General features: G+C 68.8%; 17 protein-coding genes and 1 other RNA gene. 12 read left to right on the plus strand and 6 right to left on the minus strand.

What is annotated here, in order from left to right; translation table 11 throughout:
• Nucleotides 1–72: 72 nt before the first annotated feature.
• The 3 genes from TY25_RS35725 to TY25_RS35735 all read left to right on the plus strand — a co-directional run bounded on the left by TY25_RS35725 (nt 73) and on the right by TY25_RS35735 (nt 3,216).
• The gene (locus TY25_RS35725) at nt 73–810 is read left to right on the plus strand and encodes a zinc ribbon domain-containing protein (RefSeq protein WP_042263954.1); all 738 of its coding nucleotides are present in this window, start codon (nt 73–75) and stop codon (nt 808–810) included.
• A 31-nt stretch (nt 811–841) separates the two neighbouring features.
• Nucleotides 842–2,005 carry a bifunctional RNase H/acid phosphatase gene (locus TY25_RS35730; protein WP_042263955.1) on the plus strand — a complete coding sequence of 388 codons (1,164 nt, stop codon included), beginning with the start codon at nt 842–844 and terminating at the stop codon, nt 2,003–2,005.
• Nucleotides 2,006–2,511: 506 nt separating this feature from the next.
• Complete coding sequence (locus TY25_RS35735; protein WP_052383413.1) at nt 2,512–3,216, plus strand: S1 family peptidase; 705 nt, start codon at nt 2,512–2,514, stop codon at nt 3,214–3,216.
• Nucleotides 3,217–3,227: 11 nt separating this feature from the next.
• On the opposite strand, the gene TY25_RS35740 is transcribed toward TY25_RS35735, so the two are convergent.
• Entirely contained in the window at nt 3,228–4,058 is an 831-nt protein-coding gene (locus TY25_RS35740) for a helix-turn-helix domain-containing protein (RefSeq protein WP_370466238.1), read from the minus strand.
• Nucleotides 4,059–4,263: 205 nt separating this feature from the next.
• On the opposite strand from TY25_RS35740, the gene TY25_RS35745 reads away from it, so the two are divergent.
• The 5 genes from TY25_RS35745 to TY25_RS35765 all read left to right on the plus strand — a co-directional run bounded on the left by TY25_RS35745 (nt 4,264) and on the right by TY25_RS35765 (nt 7,727).
• Nucleotides 4,264–4,602, plus strand: a complete 339-nt coding sequence (locus TY25_RS35745) for a hypothetical protein (protein ID WP_236639171.1) — start codon at nt 4,264–4,266, stop codon at nt 4,600–4,602.
• A 102-nt stretch (nt 4,603–4,704) separates the two neighbouring features.
• Nucleotides 4,705–4,929 (plus strand): hypothetical protein, encoded by a 225-nt coding sequence (locus tag TY25_RS35750; RefSeq protein ID WP_146154031.1) that lies wholly within the window; start codon nt 4,705–4,707, stop codon nt 4,927–4,929.
• Between the two features lie 9 nt (nt 4,930–4,938).
• Nucleotides 4,939–5,427 carry a GNAT family N-acetyltransferase gene (locus TY25_RS35755; protein WP_042263963.1) on the plus strand — a complete coding sequence of 163 codons (489 nt, stop codon included), beginning with the start codon at nt 4,939–4,941 and terminating at the stop codon, nt 5,425–5,427.
• A gap of 60 nt (nt 5,428–5,487) precedes the next feature.
• Complete coding sequence (locus TY25_RS35760) at nt 5,488–6,519, plus strand: YihY/virulence factor BrkB family protein (protein WP_081869318.1); 1,032 nt, start codon at nt 5,488–5,490, stop codon at nt 6,517–6,519.
• On the plus strand, nt 6,519–7,727 hold the full coding sequence (locus TY25_RS35765; protein WP_042263964.1) for a hypothetical protein: 1,209 nt from the start codon (nt 6,519–6,521) through the stop codon (nt 7,725–7,727). The genes TY25_RS35760 and TY25_RS35765 overlap by 1 nt, the downstream gene beginning before the upstream one ends.
• A gap of 447 nt (nt 7,728–8,174) precedes the next feature.
• On the opposite strand, the gene TY25_RS35770 is transcribed toward TY25_RS35765, so the two are convergent.
• From TY25_RS35770 to TY25_RS35780, 3 genes are all read right to left on the minus strand, one after another.
• The gene (locus TY25_RS35770) at nt 8,175–8,735 is read right to left on the minus strand and encodes an NUDIX hydrolase (RefSeq protein WP_042263966.1); all 561 of its coding nucleotides are present in this window, start codon (nt 8,733–8,735) and stop codon (nt 8,175–8,177) included.
• Nucleotides 8,736–8,774: 39 nt separating this feature from the next.
• Nucleotides 8,775–9,053, minus strand: coding sequence for a hypothetical protein (locus TY25_RS35775; RefSeq protein WP_042263968.1), 279 nt, complete (start codon nt 9,051–9,053; stop codon nt 8,775–8,777).
• Between the two features lie 150 nt (nt 9,054–9,203).
• Nucleotides 9,204–9,902, minus strand: coding sequence for a hypothetical protein (locus tag TY25_RS35780; protein WP_042263971.1), 699 nt, complete (start codon nt 9,900–9,902; stop codon nt 9,204–9,206).
• 40 nt (nt 9,903–9,942) lie between these two features.
• Between TY25_RS35780 and TY25_RS35785 the strand changes: the two genes are divergently transcribed.
• Nucleotides 9,943–10,563, plus strand: a complete 621-nt coding sequence (locus tag TY25_RS35785; protein ID WP_042263972.1) for a TetR/AcrR family transcriptional regulator — start codon at nt 9,943–9,945, stop codon at nt 10,561–10,563.
• Nucleotides 10,564–10,565: 2 nt separating this feature from the next.
• On the opposite strand, the gene TY25_RS35790 is transcribed toward TY25_RS35785, so the two are convergent.
• Nucleotides 10,566–11,084, minus strand: coding sequence for a TrmH family RNA methyltransferase (locus tag TY25_RS35790; RefSeq protein WP_042263974.1), 519 nt, complete (start codon nt 11,082–11,084; stop codon nt 10,566–10,568).
• A gap of 135 nt (nt 11,085–11,219) precedes the next feature.
• Nucleotides 11,220–12,107, minus strand: coding sequence for an alpha/beta hydrolase (locus TY25_RS35795; RefSeq protein ID WP_014983032.1), 888 nt, complete (start codon nt 12,105–12,107; stop codon nt 11,220–11,222).
• Nucleotides 12,108–12,183: 76 nt separating this feature from the next.
• Between TY25_RS35795 and rnpB the strand changes: the two genes are divergently transcribed.
• From rnpB to TY25_RS35805, 3 genes are all read left to right on the plus strand, one after another.
• Nucleotides 12,184–12,599, plus strand: an RNA gene (gene rnpB / locus TY25_RS41015) — RNase P RNA component class A.
• Between the two features lie 201 nt (nt 12,600–12,800).
• The gene (locus TY25_RS35800; protein ID WP_042263977.1) at nt 12,801–13,223 is read left to right on the plus strand and encodes a hypothetical protein; all 423 of its coding nucleotides are present in this window, start codon (nt 12,801–12,803) and stop codon (nt 13,221–13,223) included.
• A gap of 104 nt (nt 13,224–13,327) precedes the next feature.
• Complete coding sequence (locus TY25_RS35805) at nt 13,328–14,203, plus strand: slipin family protein (RefSeq protein WP_042263978.1); 876 nt, start codon at nt 13,328–13,330, stop codon at nt 14,201–14,203.
• Nucleotides 14,204–14,205 lie beyond the last annotated feature (2 nt).

The following is a 14,205-nucleotide window of genomic DNA, read 5'->3' on the forward strand; positions in this document are numbered from 1 at the left end:
GTCAAGGAGCGGACCCCGGCGGGGTACGGTTGAGGGCCGACCCCGTCCATAGCGTTCAGGAGTTTGTCCGCGTTGAATGTCGAACCACCGATCCAGGCCAAGCTGCTACAGCTCGCCGCTGTCGACACCGAGCTGACGCGGATCGCGCATCGCCGCACCGTGCTGCCCGAACAGCAGGAGGTGGCCCGGCTGGAGGCCGAGCGAAACACGCACAAGGATGCCGCGGTCGCCGTGCAGATCATGCTGGACGATCTCGATCGCGATATCCGCAAACTCGAGGGCGAGGTCGACGCGGTCCGTAAGCGCGAGGAACGCGACAAGGGCATGCTCACCGCCGGAACTGTGAACGCGAAGCAGCTTTCGGAGATCCAGCACGAACTGGGCAGCCTGGAGCGGCGGCGTTCGGTGCTCGAGGACGAGCTGCTCGAAGTGATGGAGAAGCGCGAGGCCTCGGCCGACGACTACCAGCACGCGGGTGCCCGGCTGGACAAGACCGAGCAGGAGCTCGCCGACGCGCAGCGCCGCCGTGCCGAGGCGCTCGCGGATCTCGAAGTGGCACAGGGGCGTTGCGACGCCGACCGGTCGAACCTGGTCGCGCTGTTCCCGGCCGATCTGCTCGCGGTCTACGACCGTCAGCGCAGCCAGCACGGTGTCGGCGCCGCCCTGCTGCAGGCCCGCCGCTGCGGTGCCTGCCGGATCGAGCTGGACCGTGGCGAGATCGCCCGGATCGCCAAGACCGCGCCCGACGTGGTGGTGCGCTGCCCGGAGTGCAGCGCGATCCTGGTGCGCACCAAGGAATCGGGACTGTGACGGTGGTGGCCCGCGCGAAGCGAGTGGCACGGTGACCGAACGCGAGGTGATCGTCGAGGCCGACGGTGGTTCCCGGGGTAACCCGGGCCCGGCCGGCTACGGCGCCGTGGTGTACGCCGCGGACCACGTGCGCGTGCTCGCCGAGCGTCGCGAGTTCATCGGCGTCGCCACCAACAATGTCGCCGAATATCGGGGCCTCATCGCGGGTTTGGAAGCTTCGGCGGAACTCGGGGCCCGGGTCGTCGCGGTCCGGATGGACTCCAAGCTGGTCGTCGAGCAGATGTCCGGCCGCTGGAAGGTCAAGCACGCGGCGATGATTCCGCTCGCCGACCGGGCGCGCAGGCTGGTCGCCGACTTCGAACGGGTGAGCTTCACCTGGATTCCACGCAACGAGAATGCGCACGCCGATCGGCTGGCGAACGAGGCGATGGACGACGGCACGCTGGTGGATGAGGTACGTACCGCCCGCGCGGCCGAACAGCCTTCAGCGCCAACGGCTCCGGCGAGTACAGCCGCCGCGCAACCGGCTCCGGCCAGTGCGGCGGCCGCCGCGCAACCGGCCCCCGGCTGGACCGGCGCCGCCGGTCGCCCCACCCGCCTGTTGCTGCTGCGGCACGGGCAGACCGAACTGTCGGTGCAGCGGCGCTATTCGGGTCGCGGCAATCCGCCGCTCACCGAGCTGGGTCGCGAGCAGGCCGCGCGTGCCGCGAAAATGCTTGCCGCCAAAGGCGATATCACCGCGGTGCTGACCTCGCCGCTGAGTCGCGCCCGCGATACCGCACAGGCCGCGGCCGACGCGCTCGACGCGCCGTTGACCGTCCTCGACGGCCTCATCGAAACCGACTTCGGCGACTGGGAGGGCCTGACCTTCGTCGAGGCCGCCCAGCGCGACCCGGAATTGCATGCCCGCTGGCTCGGCGACCCGTCGGTGCCCGCGCCCGGCGGCGAAAGCTTCGATCAGGTGCGCGAGCGCGTGGACGCGGTGCGCCGGGACCTGGTCACGCAGTATCCGGGCACGAATCTGGTGGTGGTCAGTCACGTGACCCCGATCAAGACGCTGCTGCAATTGGCGCTGGCCGCCGGGCCGTCGCTGCTGTACCGACTGCATCTGGACCTGGCCGCGCTGTCGATCGCGGAGTTCTATCCCGACGGGGGCTCGTCCGTCCGGCTGTTCAACGACACCTCCTACCTCTGAGACGAACGCAGTAGGAGCGCCCCGCGTCGGTTGTTCGACCGCCGTCGTTCACGCGGCCGTCGCCGGGTGCTGCTGCCTGGTCATATTGCTCGACGATCATTCGCAGGCTCGCTGACTCTGCTGCGGCGCTCACCGCGTCGATTCGCCGTGCGGCGGTCGCGCAGCGTATAACGGTTGAGTATCGTCGGCCGCCGGGTTCGGCCGTGATCGGGGCGGGTGAGTATGAAAGTCGGTTCGGGTGAACGCTTTTCAGGGCTATCGCGCTGCGATGTGCCCTGCGTCTCAATCGGCACGCGACTGTGTCGCAGTGCACAGGGTGTTGTGCCCCCGCCTTCCCCTGGCCATGCTTGGTAGCCAATAGGTAACTGGCATTGCTCGAATCGAGCCGAATCGGCTGGTTCCGCTGCCCAAAGGCGGCCGCAGATTCCATCGGGGGGTGGTTTGCCTCCCGATCCAGGTGCGTGGGGGTGTCGGCACTCGTACGCACCTTTTCGAAAAGGAGAGAAGTGGCAAAGAAATTCAGATCCATCGCGATCGCGGCGGCCGCCGTGGCGACCGCGATCGTCGGCGGCGCGGGCAATGCCTCGGCCGCGCCGAGCGCGGTGCTCGGCGGCGGGTCCGGGATCATCTTCGACAACAATTCGGCGTGCTCGCTGACCACCATCGGCCACGATGGCGCGGGCAGGCTCGTCGGCCTCACCGCAGGTCACTGCGCACCCGCCGGGGCCAGGTTGATCGCCGAGGGCACACCCTCGGCGGGGGTGATCGGCACCGTCGCGTTCTCCGACAACGGCGAGGGCCTGGATTATGCGGTGCTGCAACTCGATCCGGAGCGGGTCACGCCGGTGCGCAGCATAGGCCCGACCACCATCGCCGGTATCGGTGTCCCGCCCGGCCCGGGTGGCACCGTGTGCGCGAGCGGGCGCACCAGCGGCACCGACTGCGGTGTGGTGTGGGGCTCGCTGGACGGCACCAGCATCAACCAATACTGCTCCAAGCCGGGCGATTCCGGTGGCCCGGTCTTCGTCGGCGATCAACTGGTCGGGATGAACCAGGGACGGCTGACCGGGATCGGCCCGATCGGTTTCGACGTGCCGTGCACCACGGCCGCCAACCCGGTGCACTCGCCCGCGTTCTTCCAGCCGATCGCGGTGATCCTCGCCGCTGTCAACGCGCAGAACGGCATCGGCGCCGGCTTCCAGCCCATCTGAGGCTGATCGCGTTACCGCGGTGACGAATTCGCCGCGGCCGCCAGCTCACGCAGCGCGGCCGCGGTGAGTTCGTCCAGGGGGTAGAACAATTCGATGGCCAGCTCGGACAATGTCACGTCCGCGGGTGCGCCGAACGTGGCCATCGTGCTGAACATCGAGAGTTCGCCGCGCGGCGTGCGGATCCGGATCGGTACCTCGAACGGGCTCGGTTCGCCCGCACCGACTTTCGGCTCATCCGGCTGGTGCGCCGGCCGTGGATAGCGACGCACCTCGTCGTGCAGCGCCGCCAGCTGCGGGTCGCCGCTCGCGCTCACCTGACGAGCGAGCCGCTCCAGGAACAACTCCCGCACCTGGCCCAGATTGGCCAACCGCGTGGCCAGGCCCTCCGGGTGCAGCACCAGGCGGTACACATTCGGCCGCGGTAGCAGCAGATGGTCCGGGATGCCGTGCAGCAGCACGCTCATCGCCGCGTTGCCGGTGACCACGTTCCATACCCGATCGATGACCACCGCCGGATACGGCTCGTGGGCGGTCAGCATCGTCGTCAGGGCGGCGCGGACCGAGGCCAGGTTCGTGTCGTCCAGGCTGCTCTCCCGGTAGGCGGGCGCGTAGTCGGCCGCCAGCAGCAGCGTATTGCGTTCGCGCAGTGGCACGTCCAGCGCCTCGGCCAGGCGCAGCACCATCGTCCGGCTCGGCTTGGCGCGTCCGGTTTCGACGTAGGAGATGTGCCGGGCCGAGATGTCTGCGGCCAGTGCCAGATCCAGCTGGCTCAGCCTGCGGCGCTGCCGCCATTCGCGGAGCAGCCCGCCCACTCTCGTCCGGGTTTCCGGCTGCGTCGACACCACGTCAGCAGGTTAACCAGTGGTCCGGCGGACGGGCCATGACCTCGGAGGTTATTGAGACGCTCACCTCAGGTCGGCAAGGTGAGGTTTCCGGAGCCGAACGGTCCGGCTGAACTCGACCGAACAGGAGCGCGACAATGAGCACAGTTCTCTCCGCCGACCAGGCCAGCACCGAATTCCTGCGCACCGCCTTGCGGGTGGACGGGTGGGGACCGGTGTATTCGGGGCGGTCCTGCTGGCCGGTGCGCCGGCACTGCGTGATCCGCTCGGCCTGCCCACCGCCTGGTCCGTTCCCTTCGGCGTCGCCATGCTCGGCGGTGCGCTGGCCCTGCTGTTGATCGCGGGGTACCCGGAGATTCCGTTCGGGCAGGCGTGCGCGGTCGTCGCGGTCAATGCGCTGTCGGCGATGGGGATGGTGGTGCTCGCGCTGTCGGGATTGATCGGGTTGACCGGCCTGGGCGTCGCGTTCCTGTTGGTCGGCGCGGGAGTGGTGGCGACTTTTGCCGCGGTCGAATACACAGGCATCCGCAGGGCTGGGTACTGAGCGGGGTACCCGGTCGGCGGATTCGCGGGCTGAGTGGGCGTCGCGGGGGTGGTGCGGGGTCGAGTGGGTGTTGCGGCGGTGGTGCGGGGTCGAGTGGACGTCATGGCGGTGGTGCGGAAACGAGCGCGCGTCATGGCGGTGGTGCGGGTCGAGCGGTTCTCGGCCGGTTCAGATGTCGTCGTGGCGGTCCTGCTGCACGCGATGGGAAACGTGACCGTGGTGCGCACGCCGGGCTATGACAAGCCCGCGCTCTTGGTCGTCGTAGCAGTGCTGATGGTGGCGGGTGCGCTGGTAAACGGTTTGCGCCGTTCGCTGCGCGACAGGTAGACAACTCGGATGGGGACATCGACGATCGGCATCCGATTGCTCGCCGCCGACGACTGGGAAACGTTCCGGCGGATCCGGTTGCGCGCCTTGGCCGACACACCGCAGTTCTTCGGCTCGACGCTCGCCGACGCGCAAGCGCGCACCGAGCAGGGGTGGCGCGCCGCCCTGTCCGAGCGGGTGCAGTACCTGGCCGTCGCCGATGGTGTCGAACTGGGCACCGTCGGCGCCATGCGGGACGCGGACCGCGGTGGCCTGCACCTGATTTCGATGTGGGTGGCGCCGGAGGCCCGCGGCACGGGTGTGTCGGACCTACTGGTGGAGGCGGTGCTCGACTGGGCCGACACCGCGGGCAGTCCACCGGTCTGGCTCGAGGTGGCCGACGGGAACACCGTCGCCGAACGCCTGTATCTCCGGCACGGATTCGTGCGGACCGGCGTGACCGGCCCAGTGGCGCCGGATGATCCGCGCCTCGAACACGAACTGGTGCGCCGCCGCTGAGGTACCGCGTTTGCCTGCCTGGTCGCCGGGTATTCGCCCCTCGATCGGGAGGTGACGGACATGCCGAAGCGGCACGGGCACCGTGTGGTGGATTGGTCGATGGGGCCGACGGTGTTGCGGTGGCGTTCGTGGTGGGGTGTGTTCCGCCGGACCGTCACCGAATTCCTGGACGACAATCTCTCGGATTGGGCTGCGGCGCTTACCTATTACAGCGTGCTGTCGATCTTCCCCGGCTTGGTCGTGCTCACCGCGATCCTGGGAGCGCTCGGCCCGTCGGCGACCCAGTCGCTGATCGACACCATCCAGCAGATGGGCCCGAGCAGCGGCACCGCGCTGCTCGTCGACTCCCTGCGCCAGCTGCAAGGGGCGAGCCAGTTGTCCGGCCCGTTGGCGGTCATCGGATTGGCGACGGCACTGTGGACCGCCTCCGGCTACATCGGTGCGTTCATGCGGGCGTCCAACGCCATCTACGACACCGAGGAAGGGCGGCCGATCTGGAAAACCGTTCCGGTGCAACTCGGTTTGACCGCGCTCATGGTGGTGCTGCTCGCGTTGTGCGCCATCGGCGTCGTCGTGACCGGGCAGGTGGCCGAGCGGGTCGGACAGTGGCTCGGGATCGGTTCGGCCGCGGTGCTGGTGTGGGACATCGCGAAATGGCCGGTGCTCGCCGTGCTGGTGAGTTTGGCGTTCGCGCTGCTGTACTGGGCCGCGCCGAACGCGCAGCAGCCGGGCTTCCGGTGGTTGAGTCCCGGCAGCGTGCTCGCCGTGCTGCTCTGGATCGCCGCATCGGCCGGATTCGCCGTGTACGTCGCGAATTTCGGTTCCTACAACAAGGTTTACGGTTCGCTCGGCGGCGTCGCCGTGTTCCTCATCTGGTTGTGGCTCTCCAATATCGCGGTGCTGCTCGGCGCGGAATTCGACGCCGAACTCGCGCGCGGACGGCGCATCGAACAAGGGTTCCCGCCCGACGAAGAACCCTTCCTGCCTCCGCGTGACACCCGAGCCATGCCCGACGACAACGAATCCGACGAGCACCCCGGCGACGCGGCCCTGACCGCAGCCGACCAACCCACACAAGACAGGAGCCGATGATGGGCGAGCCGAAACCCGCCGATGCCGAAACCGGCAAGTCCCAGCCGAAGACCGACGCGGTCCGCGAAAAGGGCGCGGCCGCAGAGAAACTCGCGGCCGAGAAGTCCGCGCGCCTGCGCGAGACCGCCGAGCAGAAAGCGGCCGAGGTGACCCGCAAGGCCGAAGCCAAAGCCGCCGAAGCCGAGCGCGCCACCGCAGCCGCCGCCGCAGACCGAAAGCAGGAAGCCGAACACGACACCGCCGAAGCGAAACGCAAAGCCGCCGCAGCAATCCGGGGCGCGCAGGCCCAAGCGAAGAAGAAGGCGGCGGAAGTGATCGACGAGGGGAAGACAGAGGCCGCGAAGGTGAAGGCCGCGGCCGGTAGCGAAGAGCCGCGTACCGCTGCCGATACCGCCGGGGCTGCCCAGGCGCCCATTGGCGACGCAGCGCAGAGTGCCGCCGGAGCGGTCGTTGCGGGTCGGGTCGATAGCGCTCAGCAGAGTGCGACGGAGGCGACACGGGCGAAGGCGGCTGCTGCGCAGCCGAATTCGACGGAGGCGGTGCTGGCGGAGACCGGTGCCGCGCAGCAGAGGTCGGTGGCGGACGCGGTGCAGGCCAGCGGCGCACAGCCCGATACGGCGCGAGCGGAGGCTGGGGACACACCGCAGAGTGTGGCTGGGTCGGCGGGCGCGGTACAGGCAGGCGGTGCCCAGTCGGATTCGGCTGAGGCGGCGCGGGCGCAGGCTGGGGATGCACGGCAGAGCGCGGACGAGGCGGCAGGGGCGGTGCAGGCGGGGGCTGATGCTGCCGCGGAGGGGATCGCGAAGGTGGCGGCTGAGGCCAAACGGGCTGCGGCCGATGCTATCGGGAAGGTGGAGGCGAAGGTCGGCGTCGAGAACCCCAACGCGGCGGCGGTGCTCGGGGCGGCGCACGCGAAAGTCGACGATGCGAAGGAGGCGACCGGGGCTGTCGCTGAGACGGCGCAGGAAAAGGCCAAGGCGGCGACGGAGAAGGCTGCGGAGTCGATTCGTGTGGCGGTCGAGCGGACCGATGAGGCCACCGAGCGTGCCAAGGACGCCGCCGAGAAGGTCGCTGATTCGGTCCCGGAACCTGTTGCGGAACAGGGCCGTTCGCTCATCGAGACGATCCGCAGGCAACCGGCGGCCGCCGGCGCCTTCGTGGTCGGCTTCGCCGTCGTGCTCTGGCGCGCCCTACGCCGCCGCCGCTGACCGCCGCCGCTACGCCTGACCGCCGCCCGTTGACCGCGTGCGCCGTTGACCGCGCGCAGCAGCTGTGGACCAAGTGAGAGATAGGTTCGCATCCACAGACCTTCTCCACGGCTCACAGCCGTTATATGCCCTGTGAACCGCCAAGAAGATCTGTGGATGCTCGGCGTGCGCTGGTCGGCAACGCGCCCGCGACCCGCCCTCGACCACCGGTGCCGTTGCGCCCCGCGCCACCGCCACTGGCCGCGTGCTCTGGCGCGCCCTGATCGCCGCCGCTGACCGCGTGCAGGGGCTTGCGCGCGGCGGCCGTGGACCCAAGCGACAGATAGGTTCGCGCCCACAGACCTTGCCTACGGTTCACAGGGGCTATATGCGCTGTGAACTGCATGCAAGGTCTGTGGACCTTCGGAGGGCGCGGGCAGCGGGGTGACTCGGCCCGCGCCCGCAACTTCAACGCAGCGCGTGCTGGAGTTTGGTGAGGAAGCGGGGGAGGTGGGGGTCGGTGTCGGGGAGTGCGAATTTGTCTATGCTCCACCAGTTCTGGGCGCTGAACTCGCGGGGGTCGAGGGTGTATGTGTTGCTGTGTCGGCCGCGGATGACGTACCAGAGGCTGATGTCTTCGTGGCCGCCGTGTGTGCCGACGGTGGTGGTGCGGGTGAGGAACAGGGGAGTGGTACCGGTGACGGTGAAGTCGGCGGTGATGCCCAGTTCTTCCGTCGTCTCGCGGCGGGCGGTCGCCAACGGGTGTTCGCCGGGATCGACGTGTCCGCCGGTCGGCAACCACAGGCCGGCGAGGCGGTGGCGTCCGAGCAGGACGGTGCGTGTGTCCGGGTCGACCAGGACGACGTAGCTGACCAGGTGTCGCGGCGGAATGTCCGGCTTCACCCGGCGGAACACGTCATCGGTGCAGGCCAACCACGTGAGCGTCTCGTCGATGTGTTCCTTTTCCACCGTATCGAAAGGGACGATCCCGCCCACGATCTCGGCGACGGCAGCAGTCGCGGCATGCATGGGCGAGGACTGTACTGTCGGGCACCGACAGAACGGTGCTCAGTCGAGCGTGACCGGCCGCAGCCGGGTGGTGTAGGTGCCGACGCGGTCGAGCGCATCCACGGCCGCCGCGAGTTCGTGCGCGGCGTCGTCGAAAACCTCTCGTGCACCGGCAACGCAATAGGCGAGCGCTCCGACGCCCTCGGTATCGATCAACAGCCCCGCGGTGTGTAGTGCGCCGTAGTCGTCGGCCAATTGGCTTACCCTGCTGCGGAGTTCGCGAACCTGCTCGAGGAGATGTGTGCGGCGGGTTTCCAGAAGCAAAGGATCGGCGAGCATACAAACCTCGATTCCACGCAATGCTGCTTGCTCGTAATCTACGCCGCCCGGCGGGCCCGGCTCCGGCCGCCTGCTGACTCTCCGTCGCGGCGAGCACCTCCAAGCGCCGGCCGCCCGCGCGCGCATCACGAATCAGCGTCCTTCCGTCGTTCACCCGACTGACGGCTGGGTAGCGGGTACGAGACGGAGGAGTGTGACACCGTAGGTGACCAACCACACGACCCACAGCAACCAGCTGATCAAGCTGATCAGGGCAAGTGGACCGGCATGATCGATGACCAGGGGAGTGAGCGTCGCGGAGACGAAAAGCCCTGCGGCGGCGACTAATCCGACGGCGGCGTGCCAGCGGCGGATCAGCCCGGCCCGGCGACCGCCGAGCGACAAGCCGAGCAGGGCGACGGTGAGAAACACTCCGTTCAGCACGAACAGCGCGTTGTGCAGCGCCCACAGTGTGGCGGTGCCGGAGCGCTCGGTGGTGGCGCTGAGGGCGAGGCGGATGGCGACCACGCCGACGAACGCGGCGGTTTGCAGCAGCAGCCCGGCGAAACCGACGAGCGACCAGGCCGTACCGGCGGCCCGTTCGCGCGGCCAGATGGTCGCGACCGCGGCGGCGCCGAACACGATGACGCAGAGCCATGCGGCCGGGGTGACGCTCGACGAGAGTCCGACGGCACCGGATTCGGCGGCGAAGAAGGTGTTCACCTCCTCGATGTCCGCGCCGATAACGGGCATGCCCGCGGGTTCGAGAACGAGGTTGGCGCCCACGATGAGCGCGGCGAAACCGATGGCGCCCAGGCCGCCGAACCGGGCGAACGGCCAGGCGTTATAACGTCCTGTTTGGATTGTCATATATTGAATATAAGTAGCGTAAACCGAAAGGGGAACCCCCATGGCGGAAGAGCAGGCACGCCGCCGCTACGACTCGTTGCGGCGGATCGCCCAGGCCCAGCAGACGAGCGCGGAGATCGCGCGCGCCGCCCGGGCCTTGTTCCTGGCCAACGGCTGGGCGGCGACGACCGTGCGCGACGTGGCGAGCGAGGCGGGTGTTTCGGTGCCGACGGTCTACGCCGCCTACGGCAACAAGGCCGGGCTGACCATGGCGCTGGCCGATGCCGCCGACCTCTCGGCGGACCTACCGCACCTGCTCGCCGAATTGGCGGCGACCGACCCGGCCGGTCAGCTCACGGCGATGACTGCCTACGATCGCAGGCTGTTCGAGCGCGCGGGCGATGTCATCGTCCTGATGCGCGACGCCGGACGCACGGAACCCGAACTGGCACAGGCATATCGGGACGCGCGCAGCCGCGCCGACGACGCCCACCGGCAGGTTCTCGGCTCGTGGCCGCCGGGCACCCTACGCCCCACCCTCGACCTGGCGACCGCGCTCGACATCTACGCGGCCCTCTGCAACATCGACGTCTACACCGAACTCACCGTCGAACGCGGCTGGGCGCCGGAGCGCGTCGAAAAGTGGTGGGCGGCAACGCTGATCCGCGAACTACTCGCCTGACCTCAGCAGAGCCCGGCGAGTTTGTAGAGCACCAGCGACCCCGCCACGGCGACATTGAGACTGTGCCCGGTGCCGATCATCGGTATCTCGACGGTCACGTCGAGTAACTCGAGCCCCTCCGGTGGGATGCCGGTGGATTCGTGTCCGAGGACGATGACGGTGCGCCGCCGGGCGGTCGGGAGATCGGCGAGCCGGATCGATTCGTCGATGAGTTCGACGCCGACGATGGCGGAGCCGCCGGCGCGCTGACGGGCGAGCCAGCGCTCGACCCGGCCGTCGATCCAATGCACGCACTGATGTTTTCGCAGTGTGTTGCCGTGAGCGAGGGCATCGGGCACCCACGGTTTGCGCGGTACGGCGAGGCAGGCGCCGACCGCGTCGCAGGTGCGCAGGAGGGTGCCGAGGTTGACGCCGTACTTGGGCCACAGCGGCGCGATGAGCAGATGGTTCCAGCAGCCGTGCGCGCGCGATCTGCGTTGCCTGCGGAGTTCCGGGCGGGATTTCACCCGCGCGGCCGTCATCGGTGGGCGGGAAGAGCCTTCCCGTGGCAGAGAACAGAATTCATGGGAGTGGATGCTTCGCGGCGCATCGGGGCCATCGTCGAGGACAGTTCGCGGCAACGGCCGCGTATCCACGATACGGCACCGGCGCGCGCACTACGGCCGCAGCACCGACACCAGGAACTCGGTCTGGTCGTACACCGCCTTCTCGAAGGTGTCGTCGAAGTAGATGTCGAAATGTCCCACCGGGTAACGCTTCACGACCGCGTGCTTGGTCCGTTCGGCGGCGCGCAGCGCGGGCTTGACCGGGGTGATCGAGTCGTTGTCGGCGAGGGCGTACAGCACCGGCATCTTCAACGCCTTGGCGCGCCGGCCGGGCTTGTCGAACATCGCCGAAAAAGCAATGCGGGCAGCTACTTTCGGCTTGTAGTGCTCGCTCTCCTCGGCCAGCCTGCCGTTGCCCTCGGGCACGTCGGTCGCGCTCATCAGCGCGGCGGAACGCTTGCGACCGGCTAATCGGATGCCGATGGGCTTGCGCCGCAGCGGGCCGATGAGCAGGTCGGTGGCGGCGATGGCGGTCACCTTGGTCAGGCTGATCGGGCCCTTCGCCAGCGCGCTGGACCAGCCGCTGGTGAACGGCACCTGCACCACGACCGCGGCCAGGTAATCGTCCTCGGGGGCCACCGCAAGGACGTGACCGGCACTGAACGAGGTGCCCCACAGGGCGATCCGGGTCGCGTCGATCCCGCGGATGGTGCGCGCGAACGCGATGGCGGCGCGCCAATCGTCGCGTTGCTTGCCGATTCGGATGAGCTGGCGCGGTTCGCCCTGGCTCGCACCGAAGTTGCGGTAATCGAACACGAGGACGGCCATGCCCGCGGCGGCGAAACGCCGCGCGTACCGATCGAGCCCCATCTCGCGGTTCGCCCCCAGGCCGTGTCCCATGACAACGAGCGGGCGGGGCTTGGGCGCGCCGTCCGGGCGGTAGAGCCAGGCGGCACACTGCTCGCTTCCGGACGGGAAGCCGACCTCGACACGTTCCATGGCACACCACCGTACTGCGTCCGCGGCCCCCGCACCCTGGCGGAGTCTGCCAGGCCGAGTACTCTGGCAGCGCGGACGAGTTGGCCGGGCGACCGCGGCATCGGGAACGGGCACAGCTGTGCCGCCGCCCGGCGTCGAGGAAAGTCCGGACTCCACAGAGCAGGGCGGTTGCTAACGGCAACCCGGGGTGACCCGCGGGACAGTGCCACAGAGAACAGACCGCCCACGGCCTTTCGGGGTCGTGCGGTGAGGGTGAAACGGTGCGGTAAGAGCGCACCAGCGCCCCGGGTGACCGGGGCGGCTAGGTAAACCCCGCCCGGAGCAAGGTCGAAGGTCGCATCGTTCGCGGTGCGGCTGCGCAGGTGTTCGAGGGCTGCTCGCCCGAGCCTGCGGGTGGACCGCTCGAGACACCCGGCGACGGTGTGTCCAGATGGATGGTCGCCCCCCGGTGCGAACCGGGGACAGGATCCGGCTTACAGGCCAACTCGTCCGCCCGCTCGGGCCCGGATCCGCCCGTGCCGGTGGTCCCCGGGCGAACGCCACGTGAACGGGTGAGATCCATTCCGTAGCCAGCTGATTGGGTCGGTCAGGACGCGCGCGATACCAGTATTGTCGGTCGAGTTTTGTGCGGTGTGCCCGATTCGGCGCGGCCGCGAGATCGATCGCTAGGAGATTGTCATCAACGTTCAGAGCATGCCGCGCCGGATGAGCATTCTCGCCGCCGCGGCGGCCGCGGCCACCATGGCCTGCGTCGGCCCGGCCGTCGCCGCCCCGACGACCGCCACCGCTCCGCCGAACAAAGTCGATGTCACCGGCGCCGACCGCACCGGTGGTGACGTGGTCGTGTCGGTGACCTACCTGTGCGAGCCCGTCGACACTCCGGTGACCTTGCAGGTGTTCATCCGCCGCGCGGAGGGCGAGCAGACGCTCGGCGCGAAGGCCGCGGCCACCTGCGACGGCACGCCGCAGACGCAGCGGGCCACCGCGACCAAGGTGGCCGATGCCGAGCCGTTTACCCCCGAATCCGACCAGAGCGTGCGGATTTTCGCGTCGCTGTTCCAGGGCGACAAGGCGCTCGAGGGCGGCACCGCGCTGAAGCGGCTGACGCTGAAATAGTCTGCCTGCCCGCCCTGTTCGGTGTCATGATGGAAGTAGCTGCGGGGCCGCAGCGTCCAGGCACCCGCCTCTGCTGTCTGCGGACGCGATTCAGGTGGGCGGGCATGGATTTCCTGACGATTGTGGGCAGCATCTTCGGCTTGGGCGCGGTGGCGGGCGCGATCGCCACCGCGACGAGCGCCCGGGTGGTCGCGCAGTACGAGAAGGGGTTGGTCTTCCGGTTCGGCCGGGTGATCGCGACGCGAGATCCCGGGCTGCGCTTGCTGATTCCGTTCGTGGACCGGATGCAGAAGGTGTCGACCCAGATCGTCACGCTGCCGATTCCCGCGCAGGACGGCATCACTCGGGACAACGTGACGGTTCGGGTGGACGCGGTGGTGTACTTCCGGGTGTTCGATCCGGTGCTGGCGGTGGTGGAGGTGCAGAACTATCTGTTCGCCGTCGGCCAGGTGGCGCAGACCTCGCTGCGTTCGATCATCGGCAAGAGCGACCTGGACAGCCTGCTGTCCAACCGCGAAGAACTGAACAAGGGCCTGGAGATCATGATCGACAGCCCGGCGCTGGGCTGGGGCGTGCACATCGATCGGGTGGAGATCAAGGATGTCGCACTGCCGGATGCGTTGAAGCGCTCCATGTCCCGCCAGGCCGAGGCCGAACGCGAACGCCGGGCCCGCGTCATCTCCGCGGAGGGCGAACTACAGGCCTCGCAGATGCTGGCACAGGCGGGCGAGCAGATGTCGCAATCGCCCGCCTCGCTGCAGCTGCGCCTGCTCGAAACCGTGGTTCAGGTTGCGGCGGAAAAGAATTCGACCCTCGTCCTGCCCTTCCCCGTGGAACTGCTGCGCTTTCTCGAGCGCAGCACCCCGCCGACCGCGGCTCCCACGACACAACCCGAACCCGACGAACTTCCCGCCCCCGCACCACAGCAAGGATTGAATCCCCCCGACAACCCGCCGCCCCCGAAACAAATCGCCCCTTAGAA

Origin of the sequence: Nocardia brasiliensis NBRC 14402 (genome assembly GCF_000308475.2) — a bacterium.
Taxonomy (GTDB): domain Bacteria; phylum Actinomycetota; class Actinomycetes; order Mycobacteriales; family Mycobacteriaceae; genus Nocardia; species Nocardia brasiliensis.

Coding starts and splice junctions, on each gene's coding strand:
- TY25_RS35750 (WP_146154031.1), top strand. CDS start 4,705: ATGGCGGTGGTGCGGAAACGAGCGCGCGTCATGGCGGTGGTGCGGGTC.
- TY25_RS35755 (WP_042263963.1), top strand. CDS start 4,939: ATGGGGACATCGACGATCGGCATCCGATTGCTCGCCGCCGACGACTGG.
- TY25_RS35760 (WP_081869318.1), top strand. CDS start 5,488: ATGCCGAAGCGGCACGGGCACCGTGTGGTGGATTGGTCGATGGGGCCG.
- TY25_RS35765 (WP_042263964.1), top strand. CDS start 6,519: ATGGGCGAGCCGAAACCCGCCGATGCCGAAACCGGCAAGTCCCAGCCG.
- TY25_RS35770 (WP_042263966.1), bottom strand. CDS start 8,735: ATGCATGCCGCGACTGCTGCCGTCGCCGAGATCGTGGGCGGGATCGTC.
- TY25_RS35775 (WP_042263968.1), bottom strand. CDS start 9,053: ATGCTCGCCGATCCTTTGCTTCTGGAAACCCGCCGCACACATCTCCTC.
- TY25_RS35780 (WP_042263971.1), bottom strand. CDS start 9,902: ATGACAATCCAAACAGGACGTTATAACGCCTGGCCGTTCGCCCGGTTC.
- TY25_RS35785 (WP_042263972.1), top strand. CDS start 9,943: ATGGCGGAAGAGCAGGCACGCCGCCGCTACGACTCGTTGCGGCGGATC.
- TY25_RS35790 (WP_042263974.1), bottom strand. CDS start 11,084: ATGACGGCCGCGCGGGTGAAATCCCGCCCGGAACTCCGCAGGCAACGC.
- TY25_RS35795 (WP_014983032.1), bottom strand. CDS start 12,107: ATGGAACGTGTCGAGGTCGGCTTCCCGTCCGGAAGCGAGCAGTGTGCC.
- TY25_RS35800 (WP_042263977.1), top strand. CDS start 12,801: ATGCCGCGCCGGATGAGCATTCTCGCCGCCGCGGCGGCCGCGGCCACC.
- TY25_RS35805 (WP_042263978.1), top strand. CDS start 13,328: ATGGATTTCCTGACGATTGTGGGCAGCATCTTCGGCTTGGGCGCGGTG.